The sequence below is a fragment of the Chryseobacterium sp. UNC8MFCol genome, from assembly GCF_000482305.1.
In the GTDB taxonomy this organism is placed as follows: Bacteria; Bacteroidota; Bacteroidia; order Flavobacteriales; family Weeksellaceae; genus Chryseobacterium; species Chryseobacterium indologenes.
On the sequence record NZ_AXUZ01000020.1, the window covers coordinates 25273 to 49660 of the forward strand.

The 24388-nt window shown below is 37.9% G+C and carries 24 protein-coding genes and 1 pseudogene; 23 read left to right on the plus strand and 2 right to left on the minus strand.

All coding sequences use genetic code 11. The annotated features are described in order from the left end of the window. Positions 1 to 6 precede the first annotated feature (6 nt). The 15 genes from M030_RS0113840 (at position 7) to M030_RS0113910 (ending at position 11813) form a co-directional block, all read left to right on the plus strand. Positions 7 to 1212, plus strand: coding sequence for an ABC transporter permease (locus M030_RS0113840; protein ID WP_027374049.1), 1206 nt, complete (start codon positions 7 to 9; stop codon positions 1210 to 1212). Positions 1213 to 1397: 185 nt separating this feature from the next. After that, complete coding sequence (locus tag M030_RS0113845; RefSeq protein ID WP_027374050.1) at positions 1398 to 1853, plus strand: DUF1569 domain-containing protein; 456 nt, start codon at positions 1398 to 1400, stop codon at positions 1851 to 1853. An 11-nt stretch (positions 1854 to 1864) separates the two neighbouring features. Then, positions 1865 to 2341 carry a hypothetical protein gene (locus M030_RS0113850; protein WP_027374051.1) on the plus strand — a complete coding sequence of 159 codons (477 nt, stop codon included), beginning with the start codon at positions 1865 to 1867 and terminating at the stop codon, positions 2339 to 2341. 23 nt (positions 2342 to 2364) lie between these two features. Next, positions 2365 to 2736 (plus strand): VOC family protein, encoded by a 372-nt coding sequence (locus tag M030_RS0113855; protein ID WP_027374052.1) that lies wholly within the window; start codon positions 2365 to 2367, stop codon positions 2734 to 2736. Positions 2737 to 2783: 47 nt separating this feature from the next. Beyond that, complete coding sequence (locus M030_RS0113860; protein WP_027374053.1) at positions 2784 to 3233, plus strand: VOC family protein; 450 nt, start codon at positions 2784 to 2786, stop codon at positions 3231 to 3233. Between the two features lie 359 nt (positions 3234 to 3592). Beyond that, positions 3593 to 4270 carry a DUF2490 domain-containing protein gene (locus M030_RS0113865; RefSeq protein ID WP_027374054.1) on the plus strand — a complete coding sequence of 226 codons (678 nt, stop codon included), beginning with the start codon at positions 3593 to 3595 and terminating at the stop codon, positions 4268 to 4270. Positions 4271 to 4366: 96 nt separating this feature from the next. Continuing rightward, the gene (locus tag M030_RS0113870) at positions 4367 to 5371 is read left to right on the plus strand and encodes a bestrophin family protein (protein WP_027374055.1); all 1005 of its coding nucleotides are present in this window, start codon (positions 4367 to 4369) and stop codon (positions 5369 to 5371) included. Between the two features lie 83 nt (positions 5372 to 5454). Continuing rightward, positions 5455 to 7068, plus strand: coding sequence for a Na+/H+ antiporter (locus tag M030_RS0113875; RefSeq protein WP_027374056.1), 1614 nt, complete (start codon positions 5455 to 5457; stop codon positions 7066 to 7068). A 216-nt stretch (positions 7069 to 7284) separates the two neighbouring features. Beyond that, complete coding sequence (locus M030_RS0113880; RefSeq protein WP_027374057.1) at positions 7285 to 7710, plus strand: SRPBCC family protein; 426 nt, start codon at positions 7285 to 7287, stop codon at positions 7708 to 7710. 3 nt (positions 7711 to 7713) lie between these two features. Then, complete coding sequence (locus tag M030_RS0113885) at positions 7714 to 8223, plus strand: GNAT family N-acetyltransferase (RefSeq protein WP_027374058.1); 510 nt, start codon at positions 7714 to 7716, stop codon at positions 8221 to 8223. Beyond that, positions 8220 to 8600 carry a VOC family protein gene (locus M030_RS0113890; protein WP_034722632.1) on the plus strand — a complete coding sequence of 127 codons (381 nt, stop codon included), beginning with the start codon at positions 8220 to 8222 and terminating at the stop codon, positions 8598 to 8600. The genes M030_RS0113885 and M030_RS0113890 overlap by 4 nt, the downstream gene beginning before the upstream one ends. Before the next feature lie 35 nt (positions 8601 to 8635). Further along, complete coding sequence (locus M030_RS0113895) at positions 8636 to 9658, plus strand: glutaminyl-peptide cyclotransferase (protein WP_027374060.1); 1023 nt, start codon at positions 8636 to 8638, stop codon at positions 9656 to 9658. Between the two features lie 181 nt (positions 9659 to 9839). Then, a complete protein-coding gene (locus tag M030_RS0113900; protein WP_228375242.1) occupies positions 9840 to 10739 on the plus strand; it encodes a hypothetical protein in 900 nt (299 codons plus the stop codon). Between the two features lie 23 nt (positions 10740 to 10762). Next, the gene (locus tag M030_RS0113905; RefSeq protein ID WP_027374062.1) at positions 10763 to 11377 is read left to right on the plus strand and encodes a deoxynucleoside kinase; all 615 of its coding nucleotides are present in this window, start codon (positions 10763 to 10765) and stop codon (positions 11375 to 11377) included. An 85-nt stretch (positions 11378 to 11462) separates the two neighbouring features. Next, the gene (locus tag M030_RS0113910) at positions 11463 to 11813 is read left to right on the plus strand and encodes an ArsC/Spx/MgsR family protein (protein ID WP_027374063.1); all 351 of its coding nucleotides are present in this window, start codon (positions 11463 to 11465) and stop codon (positions 11811 to 11813) included. A 154-nt stretch (positions 11814 to 11967) separates the two neighbouring features. Here M030_RS0113910 and M030_RS0113915 read toward each other — a convergent pair whose 3' ends face one another. Both M030_RS0113915 and M030_RS0113920 read right to left on the minus strand, forming a co-directional pair. Next, the gene (locus tag M030_RS0113915; RefSeq protein WP_034722634.1) at positions 11968 to 12273 is read right to left on the minus strand and encodes a DUF493 family protein; all 306 of its coding nucleotides are present in this window, start codon (positions 12271 to 12273) and stop codon (positions 11968 to 11970) included. Positions 12274 to 12313: 40 nt separating this feature from the next. Beyond that, a complete protein-coding gene (locus M030_RS0113920) occupies positions 12314 to 12985 on the minus strand; it encodes a DUF4197 family protein (protein ID WP_027374065.1) in 672 nt (223 codons plus the stop codon). Positions 12986 to 13332: 347 nt separating this feature from the next. On the opposite strand from M030_RS0113920, the gene M030_RS0113925 reads away from it, so the two are divergent. The 8 genes and pseudogenes from M030_RS0113925 to M030_RS0113960 all read left to right on the plus strand — a co-directional run. Continuing rightward, positions 13333 to 16173, plus strand: a complete 2841-nt coding sequence (locus M030_RS0113925) for a SusC/RagA family TonB-linked outer membrane protein (RefSeq protein ID WP_027374066.1) — start codon at positions 13333 to 13335, stop codon at positions 16171 to 16173. Between the two features lie 4 nt (positions 16174 to 16177). Continuing rightward, on the plus strand, positions 16178 to 17644 hold the full coding sequence (locus M030_RS0113930) for a RagB/SusD family nutrient uptake outer membrane protein (protein ID WP_027374067.1): 1467 nt from the start codon (positions 16178 to 16180) through the stop codon (positions 17642 to 17644). A gap of 70 nt (positions 17645 to 17714) precedes the next feature. Further along, on the plus strand, positions 17715 to 19106 hold the full coding sequence (locus tag M030_RS0113935; protein ID WP_027374068.1) for a glucoamylase family protein: 1392 nt from the start codon (positions 17715 to 17717) through the stop codon (positions 19104 to 19106). 108 nt (positions 19107 to 19214) lie between these two features. Continuing rightward, on the plus strand, positions 19215 to 19916 hold the full coding sequence (locus tag M030_RS0113940) for a prolyl oligopeptidase family serine peptidase (protein ID WP_027374069.1): 702 nt from the start codon (positions 19215 to 19217) through the stop codon (positions 19914 to 19916). 191 nt (positions 19917 to 20107) lie between these two features. Then, positions 20108 to 22435, plus strand: a complete 2328-nt coding sequence (gene bglX / locus M030_RS0113945; protein ID WP_027374070.1) for a beta-glucosidase BglX — start codon at positions 20108 to 20110, stop codon at positions 22433 to 22435. Positions 22436 to 22531: 96 nt separating this feature from the next. Next, positions 22532 to 22894, plus strand: coding sequence for a hypothetical protein (locus M030_RS24985; protein WP_228375244.1), 363 nt, complete (start codon positions 22532 to 22534; stop codon positions 22892 to 22894). Positions 22895 to 23114: 220 nt separating this feature from the next. Continuing rightward, positions 23115 to 23525, plus strand: a complete 411-nt coding sequence (locus tag M030_RS0113955; RefSeq protein ID WP_027374071.1) for a hypothetical protein — start codon at positions 23115 to 23117, stop codon at positions 23523 to 23525. A gap of 201 nt (positions 23526 to 23726) precedes the next feature. Next, positions 23727 to 24388, plus strand: a pseudogene (locus M030_RS0113960) (T9SS C-terminal target domain-containing protein); the annotation flags it as partial.

Consider the following 24388-nt stretch of genomic DNA (forward strand, 5'->3'; position numbering starts at 1 on the left):
AAACAGATGAAAGAATTTTTCCGCCTTCTGGCCCGCGAATTCAAGCTTTTTATCGGCAATTCTACCCTAAGGACTGTGTTCTTTGTGGCCCCTATTTTCTATGCAACCTTGCTTGGGTTCGTTTACAAAAGCGGAAAAGTTGAAAATACACCTGTACTGGTTGTGGATCGGGATAATACGCCCTTGTCCAATCAATTGACAGAAATGCTGGATGATAATAAAAGCATTAAAATTATTAAATACCTGCAGGAGCCTTTGAGTATTAAAGATGAGGTGATCAGGCATGAAGCTGCTGCTGTTGTTATTATTCCTTCCCGTTTCGAAGGAGATATGCTTCAGAAAAAATATCCTGAACTGAATGTCTACATCAATACAGGAAATGTCTTGACGGCTAATTTTGCTTCGAAAGCCCTTCAGCTTACCATCGGAACTTTTTCCGCCGGAGCTTCCATCAAGGCTTTACAAAAGGCTGGAATGCCGGCAGTAAAAGCGGCAACACAATACGAACCTTTCAAGGCCAATTATATAACCCTTTTTAATACTACCGGAAACTATCTGATCTTTATGTGGCCGGCCATGCTGGCAGTCGTTCTGCAACAGGTAATTTTACTGGCTATGGCCGTGAGTTTTGCTGCAGAATTTGAAAGAGGATCATTTGTGAAAGAATACCTTAAAATGAAGAGGTGGGCTTTCCCGACCATGTTGATTAAAGTCATTCCTATCTGGGTATTCTCGATTTTGATTGTAAGTATTTACTACTTTATGCATATGATTTTCAGGGTTCCGATGCCGGAAGGAATACTCAATTTCATATTGCTGACCGCCGTTTTTGTAGGCTCTGTTTCATTCCTCGGAGTATTCATCAGTATACTGATCCCGGATGCCTTAAAGGCGACGCAGATCCTGATGGTGATTGCTTCGCCGGCCTTTATCATCAGTGGTTTTACATGGCCTTTAAGTGCAATGCCTGCATTTGTACAGTTTATTGCTAATATTATTCCTTTGACTCCCTTTTTGCAGGCCTTTAAAATTTTATTAATTCAAAAAGGTTCTGTAGAACTTACTTTTCCTTACCTGAAACATTTAAGTATTCTATTGATCATCTATGCTGTTTTAGGATGGATCGCGTTAAAGATCAAACTGTGGTTCATTTTTAAAAAAGCTGTTCCCCGGGAGATTGCAGAGCAGCGTTCCCCTAAAGAGCTTGAATAATCATATTCGATAGTTTTAAACAATAGAATCCGGATCTGGCATCCTGAATACCACAACAAAATCCTCCCGTCCCGATTACAATTCGTAACGGTAAGTTATCGCATCGGTTTACAACGAAATATTCAATCATTGATCAAATCAAAAGAAAAAACTGATATATTTGTTTCTGGTAAAATAGAAATAATATGGAAAATGTATTTGACGCAAAAGATGCTCAGAATTACATCGATAGAATCAATAAATTAGTGGAAGATACTCACGGATTGTGGGGGAAAATGACCGTTGATCAGATGCTGGCGCACTGCAGCATAACTTATGAGATGGTGTATGAGCCGGAAAAGCACAAGAAACCGGGCGCGATTGCTAAATTTATTCTGAAAACTTTTGTAAAACCTAAAGTAGTGGGTGAGAAGGCTTATCCCAGAGATTCCCCTACCGCTCCGCAGTTTTTGATAACCGGTAGAAAAAATTTTCAAGAAGAAAAAACCAGGCTCATTGGTTTTATCCAAAAAACTCAGCAGTTGGGAGCAGAAGCTTTTGATGGGAAAGAATCGTTTTCTTTTGGAAAATTAAATGCTCAGGAATGGAATAATATGTTCGCAAAACACCTGAACCACCATTTGTCACAATTTGGCGTTTAAAAACAACACCTATGAAAAAATTTTTATTACTATTCCTCTTTGCGGCTAATTTTGTTTTTGGACAAAACCAAATGCCGGATATCTCAAGTGTCTGGCTTAACGGCAGTAAACCTTATACAGGAACTATCGGAAAAAACGGCCAGGAACTGAAACTTAAAATCAATACTTCAGAACAGAACAAAAAGAACGATCAGGAGTATTTTGTTTCAGGATATTCTCTTGTGGATACCAATTATGCAAAATTTGAAGGAAAACTGACCATTTCAAAATATAAAGATTCCAAAAGACAGGGGACAATATTCGGGGAATATGAGCTGGCAGAGGAAAATAAAGGCAAGCACTCCGGACTTTTTAAAGGGAAATTCGTCTATAATTTCAAATGGAACAGGAAAACCGAAAAAATAGAAGGCCAGTACATCGAATTTACAGGAGACTGGAAAAGTTATGATGGCACTATGGATTTTAAAACAAATCTGAAAAACCAATAAAACCTTAACTTTAACATCAATATATGAAACTAGGAGTATTCTCATTAAGCTTAAGTGTGAAAGACCTTCAAAAATCTAAAGATTTCTATGAAAAACTTGGTTTTTCAGCCATGGGAGGAAATATGGAACACAATTATCTGATCATGAAAAATGGCAGTACCGTGATAGGTCTGTTCCAGGCTATGTTTGATGGTAATATGCTGACCTTTAATCCCGGATGGGACGAAAATGCCCAGAACCTTGAATCGTTTGAAGATGTACGTGAGATTCAGAAGCGCTTAAAAGAAGGGGGGATTGAGATTGAAAAAGAAGCTGATGAAACAACTTCAGGTCCTGAACATATCTATCTGAAGGATCCTGATGGTAATATGATCTTAATTGATCAACATCGATAGTAAAGAACTGAAGAGCTTATTAAAACTTTAACTAAATAAAAACAATCATGGCATCAGTAAACGTTTATTTAATATTTAACGGAAACTGCAGGGAAGCGTTCGACTTCTATAAATCAGTTTTCGGTGGCGAGTACCCTTATATCGGAACTTTTGGAGAAATGCCTCCCGCAGAAGGTAAAGAAACACCTGAAGAAGATAAAGATAAAATCATGCATGTGGCCCTTCCGATTTCCAAAGAAACTATATTGATGGGAAGCGATACCGGAGGAGAATGGGCCTCTCAGTTTAAAGCGGGAAATAACTTTTCGATCTCCGTGAATGCAGATTCAAAAGAAGAAGCAGATAAACTGTTCCGTGGCCTTTCTGAAGGAGGACAGGTTACCATGCCAATGGCAGATACTTTCTGGGGTGCCTATTTCGGAATGTTTTCTGATAAATTCGGGATCAACTGGATGATAAATTATGATGATCCTGCGAAAATGCAACAACATCCCTAAACGTGTTCTATCTGAAATAAAATTGATATAAAAACCCGCAGCTATTCTGTTGGTTTTTTTTGTTAATTGATTTGGACAATTCAGACTTTAAAATACATGCCTTAAGCAATTATTTATAAAGAAATAAAAAGATAAAATTTATCCTTGAAATAACAGCGTTTAAAAAAAACGAAAAAGCAGTTTACCAAAACATAAAGGAATTTAGAAATCTAAGATATTCCTCTGGATTTTATAAAAGTATCAGATTTGAAACAAGTTAATTTCCCGTTTACGATAGTTGCATGACAAAATATTGTTTGTTATTATTGATTTAAAATATTAATTTTGTTTAAAACGATAGATAATAGTAATAAATGAACATGAGAAAGATTTTCACGAAGTTGGCTTTTACACTCGTAAGCTTAGGATCAATATCCGCATGGGCACAAAAGAGTGATCTGGGTGCCTGGTATATGTATTTTGGAAATAATAAGATCAGTAAAAAGCTCAACTGGCATAACGAAATCCAGTACAGGAATTTTGATGCAGTCGGAGATCTGGAGCAGCTGTTAATTCGTACCGGGATAGGATATGACCTGACAGAAAATAATAACAATGTTTTATTGGGATATGGTTTTATATTGAGTCAGCCTTATGTGAACGGGGAGAAAAAAGAAAATGTTGAGCACAGGATTTTCCAGCAGTTTATTACCAAACAGAAATTCGGACGTTTTAACCTTCAGCATCGCTACCGGTTGGAAGAACGTTTTCTCGAAGACGATTTTAGAATGAGATTCCGTTATATGTTGGGACTGACTATTCCTATTACCCAAAAAGAAATGCTGCCTAAAACCCTGTATGCTTCAGTATATAATGAGATTTTTCTGCATTTCAACAGCCCGGTTTTCGACAGAAACAGGGTCTACGGAGCTTTAGGCTATGTTATCAATAAAAATATGAGGATTGAAGCCGGATATATGAATCAACTACAGGAAAATAAAAACAGGGGACAGATTCAGATTGGCTTCTATAACAATATCCCATTTACCAAAAACTAAAATGACCGTTTCTGCTGAATGCCCTGATGAGATTGAAAACCGTTATTTTGTATCATGAGAGACTAATCATAACAAAAAAATAAAAAACAGACACATATGCATTCAGGAAAAAGATTTGGGGCGCGTGAGTTCATGAAATGGACCAGGCGAAGTATTTACGTTTTAACAGTATTTTCGGCAATTCCTACGATATTGTACTGCCTAGGATGGAAATTTTTATCTATCCCCTGGCAGCCGATTGCTATTCTGGGGACAGCTGTGGCTTTCATCGTCGGATTTAAGAATAATGCCAGTTACAGCAGGCTTTGGGAAGCAAGGCAGATTTACGGTTCTATTATCAATGACAGCCGCAGCTTTGGATATATTCTCAGGGATGCTTTGGTGGGTACCAATCCAGTGAAAGTAAAAGAGATGTTTCTGCGTCACTACGCATGGCTTACCGCACTTCGCTTTCAGCTCAGAGAACCGAGAGCCTGGGAAAATATGGGAACGGCACAATTCGACGAATATTCAAAAAAGTACGAGATTCCGGAAAGGCTTACCAAGCTAGAAGACGAATTGAAAAAATATCTGCCGGAAGATGAGCTTCAATATATTATAAGCAAAAAAAACAGGGCAACACAGCTTATGGCATGCCAAAGCAAAGAATTGTCTGAAGCTTATAAAAAGGGGGAAATCAACGACTTTCAGTGGACACAAATTAACCAGCAACTGGTAAAATTCACGGATGATCAGGGAAAAGCCGAAAGAATCAAAAACTTTCCTTATCCAAGGAACTTTTCTTCAATTACGACATATCTTTTGTTGCTGTTTATTCTTTTCGTACCGTTCGGATTAATAAAAGAGCTCGATAAACTGGGCGACGGAACGGCCCTTGAAGGCTGGACGGTGTGGTTTAATATTCCGTTTTCTTTATTGGTAACCTGGTGTTTTCATACGTTAGACAGTGTAGGAGAGGCTTCTGTAAACCCTTTTGAAGGAAGTCCCAATGATGTTCCCATCACACAGATCAGTCGTACCATCGAAATTGATATGCGGGATATGCTGGATGAATCAGATCTTCCACCGGCTATTGCACCTAAGAATAATATCGTTCTTTAACCCCAGTCCCGTAGATTCAAAGTTGGTGCCGGTCATCTGCGGGAATTGTATTTAAAAATATTACTTAAAAAAAATAATAAAAAATGATTCACAGCTATGTTATAATATCCATTGCAGTACTTCTGTCTGTGATGATATTAGTGATGATCGGACAGAAATTACGGGTTGCTTACCCGATTTTTCTTGTGATTGCAGGCCTTTTGATAAGCTTTGTTCCGGGAATACCTACTATAGAAATAGAACCGGACCTTGTTTTTCTTATTTTTTTACCTCCTATTTTATTTGAAGCCGCCTGGTTTACTTCCTGGCAGGACTTTCATAAATGGCGAAAGCAGATTTTTTCTATGGCCTTTGGACTAGTATTTCTCACTTCAATAGTCGTTGCCTACCTTTCATCTTCCATTATTCCGGGGCTTACCGTAGCCATGGGATTTCTTTTAGGTGGAGTGAATTCTCCTCCCGATGCCGTAGCTGCGACCTCCGTATTGAAGCATATGAAAATTCCCAAAAAGATTACCAGCATTTTAGAAGGAGAAAGTCTTATTAATGATGCTTCCAGTTTAATTGTATTTAAGTTTGCTTTGGCAGCAGTGATTTCAGGGCAGTTTATCTGGAGAGATGCTATACAGGATTTCTTTATGATGGCTGTGGGAGGAGTCGCTGTGGGCGCTGCTGTAGGCTTCCTTTTTGGTGCATTATTAAAAATCATACCTTCCAATTCAAATATAGATACGGTGATTACCCTGATCGTTCCCTACATTATGTATGTGGGAGCGGAGCATTTTCACTTTTCAGGAGTATTGGCGGTCGTAGCAGGCGGATTGCTGATGTCTTACAACTCACATTGTTATCTGAGCCATACTTCAAGAATTCAGTCCGGAAATGTATGGAGTGTATTGATTTTCCTCATGAACACGATCATTTTTATCCTGATCGGTCTTGAACTTCCGGTGGTCGTTGAAGCGATGAAAGATTATACCATTTCAGAAGGTATTTTTTATAGTGTTGTCATTGGAGGAGCTATTATCGGAACCAGGATACTATACAGCTATGCATTGATGTACTTTCCGAGAATTTGTTCAAAAGAACTGAGGTTAAAAGTTCCTAAGCCCGATTGGCGCGAGCCTTTTGTCATTAGTTTTGCTGCAATGCGGGGGGTGGTCTCTTTGGCCGCAGCATTGTCAATTCCCGCATTTTTGCCTAATGGAGAGGCTTTTCCGCACCGAAATATTATTTTATTCGTAACTTTTGTTATCATATTGATTACACTGGTCGGTCAGGGATTATTATTAAGTCCGATCCTCAAATTGTTAAAAATAAAAGACGCAGGAAGTGAGCTGCCGGAAGAAAAACAGGAAGTGATCCTGATGCGTAAACTGAAAGAAACGGCCTTACATAAACTTGATCATGATTTTTCTGAACTCACTGAAAGAAACAGTCTGGTACGTCATCAAAAACATAAGCTGGAAAACGAAATGATGCTGATGGCAGATAAGGCCCAGTGTATGGCATCCACCGGAGATTATGTAACTGCTATCAATGAGAACAAGGATGTTCAAAGACAGATTATCCAGGCTCAGAGAAACGAGCTGCATAGAATGAAAAGGGAGAAAATATTTGATGATCATGTGATGAGGGCTATCGAGATGCAGCTGGATTTTGACGAAGCGAAGATTACCGGATTCTCTCACGGATAATAGCTGAAACGTTATACAACATAAAAGTCACAAAAGGATGTAGGCTAAGTCTGAAATTAAGGTTAACTTGCATAAGATCACAAAGTAAGAATTGAATATTTTCAAACGTAAGTGTTCTTTAAACAGTAAGAATGTTAATGGTAAATACTTTGTTAGCAGCTTCTTTTGTGATTTTTGTATTTAAATAATCCTACGTTCTGTTAAAAACTTTAAAGTATGAATACACCGATCATCGTACAATATGAAATAGAGGCTCCCGTTGACAAGGTCTGGAAAGCTCTTACCGATAAAAATGAGATGAAATTCTGGTATTTTGATATTCCGGATTTTGTAGCTGAAGCTGGACAAATATTTAATTTTTTTGAACCCGGAGGAGAAAATAAATACCATCACCAGGGTGAAATTCTGGACATACTTCCCAACCAAAAATTAAAACATACCTGGTCTTATCCGGATTATTCAAGCGTGAAAACGACAGTGACCTGGGAGCTTATTCCTGAAAAGGATGAAACTTTAGTCAGGCTGACTCATGAAGGAATTGAAAATTTTAAAGGATTGGGAGATAATTTTTCAAGAGAAAGCTTTACTGAAGGGTGGAACACCATTTTGGGGAAAAATTTAAAAGGATATTTAGAAAAATAAAATATGATAGAGCTACAACCTTTTAGGATAGAAGATGCTCAGACATTGATTTCAAAGATCAAAGATGAAAGGATGCTGCTTCAGTTTGCAGGGCCGGCATATCATTTTCCTCTAACTGATCATCAATTGGAAGCTGATTTACTGAATGAAAAGAGAAGATTGTTTAAAATCATCGATAAAACAAACGGTAATACCATTGGTCATGCCCAGATGTTTTTAAAAGAAGAAACATTCCTGCTGGGAAGAATTCTGATCTGGGATGAAAACAACAGAGGAAAAGGGTATGGAAAGAAAATAATGCAGGAACTTCTGAACTATGGCTTCTCGCATTTTGATAAAGAGACAGCAGAGCTTAACGTATACGACTGGAATACCGGTGCTATTGAATGCTATAAAAAGGTAGGTTTCACTTTCGATCCCAACGTTAAGAGTGAAGCGAAGATTGGCAAGGAAACATGGGTTTCATTGAATATGAAAATCCGGCGGAAAACTTTTGAATTGCAGCAATCATGAAATTTACAGGACTTCGTCCATTACTTTGGACAGAAAATCTTGATGAAACCATAAGTTTTTACATGCTTGTTCTCGGCTTTGAGTTGTTAGCCAGAAATGATGAGTGGCAATGGGCTTCACTTCGTAAAGATGACGTGTATATTATGGTATCACAACCTGATAAAGAAGAAGATTTCCGGGAGAGTGGGTTTACAGGTTCGTTTTATTTTAATGTAGACCAGGTAGATGATTTGTGGGAAGACCTTAAAACAAAAGCTAGAATCTGCTACGAAATTGAAACTTTTGAATGGAAAATGAGAGAATTTGCCATCTATGATAACAACGGATATATCCTGCAATTTGGCCAACCTGTGGATAATGTTGGCAATACGGAATAAAATTTGCTATTTTTGGGGAAATATTTAGAAAGTCAATGAAAAAAAGTATAATAGCAGGTTTCGCAGCGATTTTATTACTGGCATCTTGTAATAAGGATAAAGAAATTCTTAATACATTGAATACTTATAATAATTCAATGGAAGCAAAAGGATATCATTTTGGAGATAAATTACAGCTTCCAAAAGAGGTAACGGAAAATGCAGAAAGCGTAACCATCAGCTTTGGAGATAAGGAAACAACGGATTTAACGATTGATCCCAAATTTTTTACATTGGGAGATAACGCAGTAACATTCAATATCAAGACGAAGGGAGGTGAAGTGCTTAATCAGGATGCTACCATCAATGTATTTGCAAAAAATCCTGAAAAAAATCTGGCTTACCAGATTGTAGCTGAATATCCGCATGACCCTAAAAATTTCGTGCAGGGCTTTCAGATAGAAGGAAATACTATTTATGAAAGTGATGGCCAGAACGGATCTTCCCAGGTCCTAAAATACACATTGGGTACTACAACTCCGTTAGCTTCCACCAAGCAGGCACCGGAAGATTTTTCCGAGGGAAGTACCATCGTTGGTGATAAAGTATATCAGCTGACATGGCAAAGTAAAAAAGGATATATTTATGATAAAAGCTCCCTAAAACTGCTTTCAGAATTTGCATATCCAAATGTGCTGGGTGAAGGCTGGGGCTTGACTTATGACGGGAAAAACCTGATTGCCTCCGACGGAAGTAAGTTATTATATTTCCTGGATGTAAATAACCCTTCAAAACTGATCAAATATATAGCCGTTGCAGGAAGCTCACAGGCTTACGATCAGCTGAACGAACTGGAATATCACAACGGATTCATCTATGCCAATGTATGGCAAAAACCGATCATCCTGAAGATCAATCCGGAAAACGGGGAAGTGGTAGGAACTTTTGATTTTACAGAAATAGCAAAACAAAATACCAAAGGAAGCGATGATGTCCTGAACGGAATTGCTTTTAAAGGTGAAAATATGCTGGTAACAGGGAAGAACTGGCCAAAGATCTATGAAGTTCAGATAAAATAATGATCATCATAATTTACAGATAAAAATAGCGTTCCATGGGAGCGCTATTTTTCAAATAAAAGTATGTAAATTGCTGAGAGTTCTCACAGAATATTTTTATCTAACAACAGACAATTTGAGATTATTATATTTACTATGTTTTTTTATTTTCTGCCCGTTTTCAGCGCAGAAAGTACTCCCTTTGGATACCCTTAAATTAAAGGAAGCCAAAGATATGCTAGCCGATGACTATGGAAGCCTGTACATCTATAAGAATAAAGATTTCAGTTTTACCAAATATGATTCTCTAGGCAAACAAATCGGGAAAATGATGCTTACCGTCCCTTATAAAGTTCAGACAGTACAAAATCCGTTGAACGTTCCTTTGTTTTCTGAAAATGCCCAGGAAATGAAATTTGTAGATCAGAATATGAATGAAATCCAGAGAATCGATTTTAAACAGAAATTTGGATTTATAAGAATGGCGTATGTGGAAGATTTACAGCAGTTATGGCTGCTGGACGACAGTACAAAGAGACTCATACAATATAATTTCAGAAATGATACCACGATCAACTCGTATCCTTTTGATATCAGTTTTGAAGATTTGACGGATCTTCTCGTGTATGAAAATAAAGTCTACATTCTCACCAGAAACCATATCAGAATCTATAATCTTAAATTCGAAAAGCTCTTTGAAACCCCGGTTAGCAATGGGAAACGTTTCCGGAGAGAAAATGATACCATTCTTGTGATCACCGGAAATTCGATTTTGCAATATATTCCTGAAAAAGGAATGACAAGTCTTTTTGAAGATGAGGATGCGCAAATTGTGGATAAAAACATCCTTTCTTATTTTGAAATCAAGGGTAACAAACTCTATCTTTACAGCCTTGAAAAAGTAAAGAAACACAAACAGTCAAATGAACCGGCACCTCAACCGGAAACTCCGCAGCAATCTACAGAAAAACCTTTGGATAAAGCAGTAGAAAAAACCGTTGAGACAGAGGTGAAAGGGCCATCTTCAGAAAATACCTTAGGAAAATTGATAGAAGATGTTTCTGAAGTTCAGACTGAAGCTGTAGAAAAATTGATCAAATAATCAGTAAATACAAGGAAAAGAATATGCACATTGCGGTTACAGGAAACATCGGGGCGGGAAAAACAACTTTAACGACGATGCTTTCCAAGCATTACGGATGGGATGCACAATTTGAGGACGTAGATCATAACCCTTATCTGGAAGACTTTTATTCAGATATGAGCAAATGGAGTTTTGCCCTGCAGGTATATTTCCTGGGAAGCAGATTCCGTCAGGTGAAGGAGATCAGAGAAAGCGGTAAAAATATTATTCAGGATCGTACTATTTATGAAGATGCCCATATTTTTGCAGAAAACTTAAATGATATGAATCTCCTTTCTGACAGAGATTTCAACAATTATTCATCGGTTTTTAATTTGATGAAGTCTTTTGTTTCAGCACCGGACTTATTGATTTACCTGAAATCAGACGTTCCGAATCTTGTAAAGAAAATCTATAAAAGAGGTCGTGAATACGAAGCGTCTATCAGTATTGAGTACCTTTCAAAGCTGAACCAGAAATACGAGAAATGGATCTCAAATTATACAGAAGGAAAACTTCTTGTTATCGAAGTTGACGATCTTGACTTTGTTGAAAAACCCGAAGATTTCGGTCTTATCCTGGAGAAGATTGAAGCAGAATTGCATGGTTTGTTTTAACAAAGATTTATCAGAAGATTAAGACAAGATCAGTCAATTTCTTGGTACATTTGTCTTATACAAGTTTAATTTTTAAATAATAAAAATGGTAGTTAAGGTTTTACATAACGGAAACTGTTCGAAATCAAATGCCGTGCTTGAGTATCTGGATGAGAACGGGGTGACTTTTGAAATCATCAATATTATTGAAGATCCGCTTAGTATACTCGAAATTAAAACAGTTCTGAAAAAGCTCAATCAAAGCGTTTTTCATATCATCCGGAAGACCGATAAACTGTACCTGGAAAATTATGCGGATAAAAATTATTCCGAGGAAGAATGGATAAAAATTTTATCTGAAAACCCTTCGCTGATACAGAGGCCGATTATTGTAAAAGGTTCAGTAGCCATGCTGGGAAGACCCATTGAAAATGTAAAGTTCTTTATTGAAAAATAATATACAAATCAATCGACCGGTTCAGTTCCTGAACCGGTCGATTGATTTTTTATCTGAAACTTGTTCGATGACAAAAGGTATGAATTTTAGTCTGTCAGTTTCAACAAGTACAGCGCAAAATAAAAGACTGCCATTGCTGACAGCCTTTAGTTTTTTACAATAGAATAACGCCTTCTATTTTTGCTACTTCTTTATAAATATTCACCACCTGATTGGCATCTAAAACGAATGCACTGATATTGCAGGCTGTGTATTTTCCATTTTTGCTTTCGCGGTTTCCTAATGTAAATTTGACACCATCAAAAACTTTGTAAATTTCAGTAAGTTTTGTCTCGTCGGTAGGAATGATAAACTTGAATAAATAATCCTCAGGAAAATCATGATGATCTTCCAGTTTCTCGCTCAAAGACTTATAAAAATCTTCTGGATTTGCGTGTTGATTTCCTTGTAATATATCCATCTGCAATTATTAATATAATATAAATATAACGAAAATTTTCCTATTTTCCAAATGGGCCAAGCAGTGCTTTGGAGTTCTGCTGTTCATAATCTTCGATAATATTGAAAAGGCCGGCAACAAGCTGTTCAGAAGCCAATTGGCTCAGTCCGCCTGCGTTGACCGTGTTGGTATTCCCACCCAGAAGATTCCCCAGAAAATTACTTCCGGATAAAGCCGTATTGATCGTCTTTACGATTCCAAATTCATTCAGTTTCTCATCTACCTTTGGCGCAATAGCTGCGATCAGTTGCCCGGATGTTTTTTCTTTTAAAATCTGTGTGGCAGTGGTTCCCTGGATGATCCTTGTAACATCCTGTGCATTTAAGCTGTTCACAGCGCCCTGCAGGATTGGTTTTGACGTATTGACAGTATACGCTGCTGCCTGAGCAATATAATCTCTTTCTTTGGCAACAATCGATGGTGCGACCTTTTCCAGCATAGAATTGATTTCTCTCAATTGCTTAGGAAGTGCCCTGTCTACCATATTATTTTGAAGAAAAGCCTCTTTATTGGTGTAGACGCCTACGCCTTTATCAATACCGTTGAGCAGCATTCTCTTGATGATAGATAGCCCCATGTCCGAAGTGGCAATAGTAGTACATGACTGTACGGTGGTGGTGATTACTGCACCGGTTCCGATAATAAGAGCGGCTGCAACGATATATTTTTTCATTGATCTTTTAATTGCTTTTTTCAAAAACTGCACCAAAGGTAAATACTATTCTTTATTTAACAAAATATTAATTCAAAGGCTGTATTTGGTGATTTTTTTTTAATAAAACGCTATTTTAACGTTACTGATATGATGGTAAATTGATAATAATTTTTAATATAAAATCATAAAATTTAGTTTGTTTTCATGTTTTGTATGTTTAAATGTGAATTTTTTTAAATTTTTATGATGTTTTAACATGGTTCAATATTTTTTATATTTTTGGCTAATGTCTTTTTTTGAGAAATTGATTTTGTCTTAAACAGGGCATTGACCGAATTTGATTGTACGAATAAAATTGAAACTATATGAAACAAAGTAATTTAAAGTATTCTTGTCTCATCGCCGTATTGTACTTCGGGATGAACGTGGATGCGCAGGTTACGTCAGACTCAGCTAAAGTTCAGAAAATTGACGAAGTGGTCATGATCGGATACGGGAGTCGCAAGAAAGTAGATAATACCACTTCTATCAGCTCTATCAGCGCAGAAGAAGTAACGAAAACAAAAGTATTAAATGCTTCACAAGCTATTCAGGGGAAAGCGGCAGGGGTGCAGGTAATTGCATCGGATGCGCCAGGTTCTACCCCTACAGTAATGATCAGAGGTCTGGGTACGGTATTGGGAGGAAGAACTCCATTATATGTTGTTGACGGAATGTTTACGGATAACATAAACAATATTAACTCAAATGATATCCTGACCTATGATGTACTGAAAGATGCTGCAGCATTGGCGATCTATGGTAACAGAGCTGCCAATGGGGTAATCATCATTACGACTAAATCAGGAAGAGGAAAATTAAGCGTTTCCTATGATGGTCTGGTTGGAATAAGAAATCCTCTGAAAACGATAAAAATGGCCAGTGGTTCTGAGTTTGCCAATTATAATAATGCAGGGGCTAAAAGTGACTACCTGAACCCGGATCAGCCATACAATACCGACTGGTTTAAAGAAATTACCAGAACAGGTATTTATAACCAACATAATCTATCCATTTCCGGTTCTTCAGAATCAGCAAAATACTTTTTAAGTTTGGGAAATTATGATGAGCAGTCGATCCTCAAAGGAACAAACTATAACAGAACTACGATAAGAACCAATAACGAGTTCAGAATTACCAAGGGAATAAGATTAGCACAAACTTTAAGTGCCACATTTACAAATGAAACTCCTAAATCATTCGGAGCATTTACAAGTGCTTATAAACAATCTTCATTAGTTCCTGTTTATTATCCTAATGGAAAATATGGTCAGCCAATTTTTGATAAATCTACCGGCAATATCGGTTATGTGGGAGGAAGGTTTAATGATGTGGGAAATCCTGTAATGAAACTTGCTCATGACAATCAGAGAGCAAAAAATTTCTTATTACAAGGAGGTTTAAAATTAGATATTGATATTTTTAAAGATTTAAAATTTACCTCCCAGTTTAGTGGAGAATATGGTAATTATAAATCATATAATTTTGTCGATTCAAGAAGATTCTGGTTGGATAGTGATCCGATGAGAACAGAAAGTCAGTATTCTGCAACCTCTCCACTCACAAGGTTGACAAATAAAAGCCAAAATTATTCAAACTGGTTACTTAATAACTACCTGACATATACTAAAAAAGTAGGAGAGCATGATATTGAATTGGTTGCCGGTACAGAAGCCTCTGTAAAAAGTGGCCTGGAAACACTCATTATCAATAGAAAAAACGTTCCTGTTTCGGAGGATTACTGGAATCTTAGCGGAGTAGATTACTACGGAAACTTATTCAGTGAAGGTGATACAAAGGCCCTTGAATCGATAAAAGGAAACAGAAATACTACGATCTCTTACTTCGGTAGGCTTCAGTATAAATTCATGAACCGTTATCTGTTAAGCGCAACAATCAGACGAGACGGTTCTTCACAATTTGCCGCCGGACAGAGATGGGGAACATTTCCATCATTTGGTGCAGGATGGATCATCTCTCAGGAGAGCTTTATGCAGGACGGATTCTTTGATATGCTGAAGCTTAGAGGAGGATGGGGTAAGATTGGTAACCAAACCGTACCACTGAACTATTTACCATTGTCACTTGGGTCTTCTTATAATTATGGATTTGGAAGCTCTCCTGTAAGCAACGGAGTTACTGTAAATAAAGGCTATGATCCGGATTTAGGCTGGGAGGTTACGGAAGAATCTTCTTTGGGACTGGATTTTGGTGTCCTGAACAACAGATTAACGGGTACTTTTGACATTTATAACAGAAAGACAAAAAATCTTATTTTAGGTGTTGTACCCTATATGGCTACAGGTATTTCTGAGTTAAACTACTCTCACATGGGAAGTGTTGTGAATAAAGGTTTTGAAGTTGGCTTAAATTGGGCTGATAAAGTAGGAGAAGATTTCTCTTATTCCGTAGGGGCCAATTATTCATACAACAAGAATAAACTTGCCAGCATGGATACTTCTAAGCCCGTTTCTCAAATAGTAGGAGGAAACCTGGGCAACGGAATAGATACAAAACTATTCAATCCTTCCGCAGTAGGGTATGCTTTGGGAAGTTTCTATTTATACGAAGCAGATGGTTATAATGATAAAGGAGAACTTAAGTTCAAAGATTTAAATGGTGACGGAACTATAGATGCAAAAGACAAACGCTTTTTCGATTCCTATATCCCAAAATCTACTCTGGGAGTAAACGTTTCAATGTCATACAAAAACTGGGATTTTGCCCTTAATGGGTATGGGGCTTTCGGCTTCAAAGTATACAATGGTAAAAAGGCTCAGAGAAACGGTGGAGAGAATGTGGAAGCTTCGGTAGCTAATAATTTCTGGACACCAAACAACAGAAATGCTGCCAATCCTGTAAATCCTTCAAGTATTCCGGTAGCATCAACATTCTATCTTGAAGACGGAGATTTCTTCAGAATTAATAATATTTCAGTAGGATATACATTTAAAAATGTAACGGATTACATGAAATCGATTAAACTCTATGTAAGTGCAATTAATCCTTTTGTATTCCAGAAATATTCAGGATACTCATCAGAATTATCAGGATATAACCCTACAGATACTACCGCAGAAGGAGATCCGTATAAAAGAGCAGGTATCGAACTTGATGCTTATCCTACCTTAAGATCTTTTGTATTTGGTGTTAATCTAAACTTTTAAAAAAATGAATAAGAAATATATCATAGCAGCTGCATTCCTGATTTTAGGAGCTGTAAACCAGAGTTGTAGTAATGACTTCATCGATGTGTCGCCTACAGAAGCAATCCCGGAAGCCGCACTTGGTGAAATATATAATAATGATGAAGGTGCTAATAGTTTAGTGACCGCTATCTATGCTAAGTTTTTAGACTGGAATATGAGTACATTTGCCTGGATTGGTGTGACCTCCATTGTTTCAGATGACGCCGACAAAGGATCAAGCTCAAGTGATTCCGGATCAGATAAAGATATTCTGGACGCTCTGAATTTCACAGCAGCGACACCCTCATTCAAAGAATTATTTGCCTCCAATTACCAGGGAATCAACAGATGTAATCAGGCATTGAAATATCTTCCCTTGCTGGATAAAGCCAACCCTGAATTGCGTGCAAGACTCGCCGGTGAAGCTAAATTTCTAAGAGCATTCATGTATTTTACTTTGGTGAAATCATTTGGAGGAGTTCCTTTAGTAGATCATGTTTCAGTAACAGGTGTTGAAGCAGATAAAATAATGGCTCTTACCAGAAGGTCAAAAGAAGATATTTACGCTTTTATTGAAAAAGATCTGAAGGAAGCTATCGAAATATTACCCGAAAAATCAGCATATACAGGAAATAATGTGGGCAGAGCTTCCGTAGGAGCAGCTCATGCTTTATTAGCTAAAGTCTATCTTTACCAGAAGAAATGGCAGCTCGCAATTGATGAATGTAATAAGGTGACGGGGTATTCCCTGACAGAAAATTTCCAGGATATTTATAAAGTTTCAGGAGAAAATAATGCAGAATCTATATTCGAAATAAATGGTAGCGGAGGAACTGCGGGAAGAGCAATTCAGCAATACAGCCAGGTACAAGGTGCAAGAGGAACTACCGGTTGGGGCTGGGGCTTTGCGACTCCAACTCAAAGCCTGTATGATGCCTATTCAGCAACAGACACCAGAAGAGACGCTACCATTATCCACCGAGATATGACCTTATACGACGGATACTATGTCGGCCCTAATACCGAAAATAAATTTTACAACTATAAAGCTTATTCATCTAATTACAGAGACCAGGCTTCAACGGATGTAAATATCCGCTATTTGCGATATGCAGAAATTCTGCTCATCAAAGCCGAAGCGATGAATGAGCTGGGGCAAACTTCTGCAGCTGTTCCTTTCCTGAATCAGGTAAGACAGAGAGCCAAAGTACCAGCTACCACAGCAACCAGCCAGGCAGATGTAAGAACAGCAATCTGGAAAGAAAGAAGACTGGAACTGGCATTCGAACATGACAGATGGTTTGATCTGGTAAGAACAGGACAGGCAGAAGCAGCTATGGCTGCTGACGGTGGGAAAGTCTTCAAAGTAGGGAAACATGAACTGTTCCCGTTACCTCAGGACTTCATCATGGAAGCCGGAGGATTATCCCAACAAAACCCAGGATATTAACATATAACCGTAAGCTAGAGGAGAGTGAAAATTCTCCTCTACTTTTATAAACCTGTAAACAATTGTACCGATGAAAAAGACCCTTTTCTCCATCGCCGTAACAGCTTTATTTTTTACCTATTCCTGTAAAAATAACCAATTAGCCAATCACGAAACAGCTCAAAATACAACCATTAAAAGTTCAATGACAGACGAACAGCTTATGGACAAAGTGCAGAAAGATGCTTTGAAGTATTTCTGGGATTATGCTGAGCCAAACTCTTTTATGGGGCGGGAACGTTATCATGAAGATAATGTGTATCCCGATAATGATAAACATGTGATCACTACCGGAGGTTCCGGATTTGGACTGGCAACAATTCTTGTGGGGGTAGACCGGGGATTTATTTCAAGAGAGGAAGCTGTAAGGAGACTTTCCCACATCATGAGTTTTCTGGCAAAGGCAGATCGGTATAAAGGAGCCTGGTCACACTGGATTAACGGTGAAACCGGAAAAACAGTCCCCTTTGGTAAAAAGGATAACGGAGGCGATTTGGTGGAAACAGCATTCCTGGCTTCAGGAATTCTCATGGTTCGTGAATATTTTAAAAATGGAAGTCCCGATGAACAGGTATTGGCCAGTAAATGTGATATGCTATGGAAAGGTATTCAATGGAACTGGTACACCAAAGGTGGTGAAAAAGTACTGTACTGGCATTGGTCGCCTGAATACCAGTGGGAAATGAATTTTCCGCTTGAAGGCTACAACGAATGCTTGATCACCTATATCATGGCAGCATCCTCACCAACATATCCTATCGATGCGGAAACCTATTATAAAGGATGGACGAGAAACGGAAGCTATCTTACAGACAAAAAGAAATACGGACTGCCTTTATACGTTAAACACAATTATGCCGAAGAATATGGAGGACCCTTATTCTGGGCTCAATATTCATATATCGGACTTGATCCGACAGGACTTTCAGATAAATTGGTTAACAACTACTTTGATGTCAATAAAAATCAAACCCTTATCGATTATAAATATTGTGTTGAAAATCCAAAACAATGGAAAGGCTACGGGAAAAATTACTGGGGATTAACGGCAGGGTATACCAGAAATAACGACGGAAGCACAGGATATACAGCTCACATGCCTGCTAATGATAACGGAGTGATAACACCTACTGCCGCCTTAAGCAGTTTCCCTTATACTCCTAAAGAATCTATGGATTTCTTACGGTTTATCTATACTCAAAAACCGGAATTTATAGGCACTGCGGGACCTTATGACGCTACTTCCATCCATTACAACAATTGGTTTACCCCAAGATATCTGGCTATCGATCAGGGAACCATAGCGCCGATGATTGAAAATTACAGAACAGGATTTCTTTGGAAACTATTTATGAATGCCCCGGAAATTCAGCAGGGATTGAAAAAATTAAGTTTCCAATCCTCTAAATACGGAATCAAATAGAAGGTCGGGATAGTCTTTAAAAACAGATCACATTCAATAGAAACCGGCTTAGCCCGTTTAATTACATTATAAAATATTCAATGGCTTTAGCCAAAACCTAAATACAGTATGAAATTTAAATTAAAGTATATCTCATTTTTACTGCTGCCAATTTCATTACAATTAAATGGACAGGAAATAAAAGCTGAGCTCAATAAAGAAATAAAAAGGACCGAAAAAATGTCCTACATTCTCGATTATCCTCAAAAAACCAAAACAAATGTTCCTTTGATCGTTTTTTTGCACGGGTCGGGAGAACGAGGCAACAACCTGGATCTGGTAAAAGCACACAGTCCCTTTACCTATAAAAGCCTGATAAAAGAACCCGTAGCAATACTTGCTCCGCAATGCCCTGCAGAAACCTGGTGGGATACGGTTACTGTATATAATTTAATTAAAGAAATTCAGAAAAAATATAAAATTGATGCTTCCAGGATTTACCTTACAGGCCTATCCATGGGAGGCTGGGGCACTTTGAAGCTTGCCATGGAACATCCGGAAATGTTTGCTGCCGTAGCATCCGTTTGTGCACCAACCGATCAGGTGATGACCGCTAATATTCAACAATATAAAAATTTGAATATTAAAATGTACCATGGAGGGATGGATGATATTGTATTACCGGAAAATGCTTTTAAATTTTATCAGAAACTCCATCCTGTTAATCCTGATGCAGAATTGACTATTTTCCCGAATGATAACCATAATTCCTGGGATTCTGCATATTCAGATCCTAAGCTTTATGAATGGATGCTTTCGAAAAAGAAATAGTCATTAAGAAAAATTAATGGTCCTTCAATCCGGAAAATCAATATCCTGAATTGTGGAAGAATAAAAATTATTTTCCTTACTTTTGAATATTGTCTTTTTTGGAGACAATAATAAATAAGTCAAATAGACACTCATTAGAAATAAATAACGCTATGGCGTTGATTAAAATAGAACAATAAGAAGTTAGATTTATGAAAAAACTAATCGTACTCGCTGCCTTAGCCCTGTCACCGGTATTTTCCGCTCAGGAAATGGTAGATAAACCCGTACAGTCTTATCAGACAGCCCAATATCAGGCAAAAAAGAAAGCTTTTGTAGATAATCTTTTATCTAAAATGACACTAGACGAAAAGATCGGACAGCTCAACCTGCCGACTTCCGGAGATTTTACTACAGGAATGGCCCAAAGCTCAGATATTGGAAAGAAAGTAGAGCAAGGATTGGTAGGCGGATTGTTCAATATTAAAGGAGCAGACAAAATCAAAGCCGTTCAAAAAGTAGCCGTTGAAAAAAGCCGTCTTAAAATCCCCATGATTTTTGGAATGGATGTTATTCACGGATATGAAACTACTTTCCCGATTCCTTTGGGATTAGCCTCTTCGTGGGATATGAATCTGGTTCAGCAGTCAGCAAAAGTAGCAGCGAGAGAAGCGGCATCTGACGGAATCAACTGGACTTTCTCGCCGATGGTTGATATTTCCCGTGAACCACGATGGGGAAGAGTTTCCGAAGGTTCAGGTGAAGACCCGTATCTGGGGAGCGAGATCGCTAAAAATATGGTGTATGGATACCAGGGGAAAGATTTGGCCAACGGAACAAATATTCTGGCTTGTGTAAAGCATTTTGCCTTATACGGTGCCGGGGAATCCGGGAAAGATTATAATACCGTGGACATGAGTCATATAAGAATGTTCAACGAGTATTTTCCCCCTTATAAAGCTGCAGTTGATGCAGGAGTAGCTTCCGTTATGGCTTCTTTTAACGAAGTGGACGGTGTTCCTGCAACAGGAAACAGATGGCTTCAGACTGAAGTACTGAGAAATCAGTGGAAATTTAAAGGCTTTGTGGTAACCGACTATACCGGGATCAATGAAATGGTTGACCATGGAATGGGAGATATTCAGCAAGTATCTGCATTGGCTTTAAAAGCAGGAATTGATATGGATATGGTAGGTGAAGGCTTTTTAACCACATTAAAAAAATCTTTATCTGAAGGAAAAGTTACGCAAGCTGAAATCGATATGGCGACAAGAAGAATTCTTGAGGCAAAATATGATTTAGGTTTATTTGATAATCCATATAAACATGGAGATGCAAAGCTGGCTGCCAAAGAGGTTTATAATATGGAAAACCGCAATATAGCCAGAAATGTGGCAGCGCAATCTATGGTCTTGATGAAAAATGAAAACCAGGTGCTACCATTAAAAAAATCCGGAACAGTTGCTGTAATCGGCCCCTTGGTAAACAATTCAATGAATATGGGCGGAACCTGGAGTGTTGCTACCAAGCACGCGGTTTCTGTGAATTTAATGCAAGGACTACAGGCTAATTATGGTAAAGAAGTTAAATTCATCTCTGCAAAAGGAGCCAATATCGACTATGATGCAAAATTAGAAGAAATCTACGCTGCCCATGGTAAAAAAACAGATAGAGATAACCGCTCAAAAGAAGAATTATTAAAAGAAGCCGTTGAGGTAGCCAATAAAGCTGACGTTATTGTTCTGGCAATCGGAGAATCCGCAGAGATGAGCGGAGAATCCTCTTCAAGAAGTGAAATTACCATTCCGCAATCCCAGGTTGATTTGCTGAATGAACTGAAGAAAACAGGAAAACCAATAGCTATGGTACTTTTCACAGGCCGTCCGCTAGCATTAACAAATGTGAAAGATACACCTGACGCGATTGTAAATGCCTGGTTCCCGGGTTCTGAAGCCGGAAATGCAATCTCAGACGTTCTCTTTGGAAAAGTAAACCCATCAGGAAAGCTTCCGATGACTTTCCCAAGAAGCCTTGGACAGGTTCCTATTTATTATAATGCAAAAAATACAGGCCGTCCGCTGGATCAGAAACTGGTAGATAAGTGCGAATACCAGAGATTCCGTTCCAATTATATGGATGAGTGTAATACACCGTTGTATCCATTCGGGTATGGACTGAGTTATACCAAATTCAATTATTCGGACATGACGGTTTCGAATACAAATCCAAAAGGAAATCAAACCATCCAGGCATCGGTAACATTGACTAATAACGGGAACTATGACGGAGCTGAAGTCGTACAGTTGTATATCAGGGACCTTGTAGGAACGATTACAAGACCCGTAAAAGAATTAAAAGGATTCCAGAAAATATTTTTAAAGAAGGGAGAATCTAAAAAAGTAACTTTTGATATTACGCCTGAAAACCTAAAATTCTATAATGGAGATTTGAAATTTGACTGGGAATCAGGTGAGTTTGATATCATGATCGGTACCAATTCTGATGATGTTAAACACTCCAAAATCACCTGGACAAAGTAGATTCTGAAAGAAAGTTATTCACAGGAATGTGTTTTATGTTGCTTTGGCACGATTTTTAATAATACATCAGCAGTTATTAAAATAATACAAAACAACATGAAAAAAACAATTTTACTTAGCGCAATGTTCCTTGGGACTTTAGTATTTGCACAAAAAACGCCGGTATTAGGTGGTGATAAAGATGCACACGGATGTATTGGTTCAGCAGGGTATACGTATTCGCAGATTAAAAAAGACTGTGTAAGAACTTTTGAACAGAAAATAAAGTTAAAAGAAGTTGCTACTAATGGAGACTATATGGCTGCCGTTATCTTCAGCAAAGACATGAAAAAAGCTGAAGTTTTCGTGAAAGATGCGGAAGGCGGAAGCGTAATTCTAAACAGAGCAGGAAAAGCTAAGGCATGGAAAAAAGATGGTTATGTATTGGTTCCTTTCAAAAAAAAGCGGCTATCAGCTTAAAAAGGATAACGTAGTCATTTACCAGTAATATCAATTTTCAAAAAAACAGAGGCCACTCGGAAGAGTGGCCTTTTTTGTGCGCGATGAGGGATTTTTAAAATCTTACGCTAGCCTTGAGGTTCAGCTTCCCTGAAAGTCATGTTTTTTGTAAACTAGGAATGAAATTAATATCTTTATTGCAAAATACTTATACTCCACTGAAAACCTTAATAATTTAAATATGAAAAAAACAATTTTATTTTGCGCGATGTTCCTGGGTTCTTTAGCTATTGCCCAACAGGCTGCTCCTATCCTCGGAGGTGATAGAGATGTTCATGGCTGTAAAGGCTCTGCAGGTTATACCTATTCACAAATCAGAAATAATTGTGTGAGAGTTTTTGAGCAGAAAATCAAATTAAAAGAAGTGAGCCCGGATAAAAGCTCTTCTTCAATGACAGCGGTAATTTTTAGTAAAGATATGAAACGGGCTGAAGTTTTCATTCCGGACGGAATGGCAAAGAGTATTATTCTCGATAAGGAAGGGAAGGCTAAAATCTGGAAAAGCGGAAGTCACATCAAAGAAACTTACGTTTTAGTTCCTTATAAAAAAAGCTATCAGATTAAAAAAGATGATGTTGTCATCTATCAATAAAATAAGTTATTTAACAATCAACAAAAAGACCATTCGGAAGAGTGGTCTTTTTGTTGATCTGTTGTAATTGTGTTTTTGTTATCAAAAGCAGTAAAACGTTAGTAATATTCAAAGTAAATTATAATAGACGGTTGATATGTAATAAAAAAAGTTAAATTTGTGAAAACGAAAACTAATACTAACTCGACAAATTACTTGAGAATGAAAAAACTCTACATGAGCGCATTACTCTTATGTGCTGCATCAGTACTGTCTGCTCAGGAAGTGGTTTGGCAAAAAGACATTAAATCCAGTACCCAGGATTTCTTAAGCCAGGTCACCACTACGATTGATCAGCAATACCTGATCACCGGAAGCTCAATTCAGAGCAACAAACGACAAAACAACGGCTACGATTTCCATTTGGTGAAACTCAACCAGCAAGGCGAACAGGTTTGGGAAAAATACTTTTCCGGTCAAAACCACGATTATTTATCATCCACAGTCAGCACCCAGGAGGGTGGTTTTTTACTGGCCGGTACTTCCTATTCCGGGAAAGGCTTAGACAAAAAAGATGATCTGAAAGGAGGTTCCGATATCTGGCTGATCAGAATCAATGAATCCGGCGATGAATTATGGCAAAAGACTTTGGGCAGTACTTCCGATGAAGAGGCCCGCGCGGTGATTCAAACCACTGATCTAGGATTCTTTGTAGCCGGGAATATCCAAAATTCTTCGAAGGGTTACGGTTCCAAAGATGTCTTTATCACACGATTGGATAAAGACGGGAAAGAGCTTTCCCAATTAATCTTAGGCGGTAAAGGATTGGATGAATTGGAGAAAATGATTCCCACGAAAGATGGTGGCGCCTTATTGGGGATTTA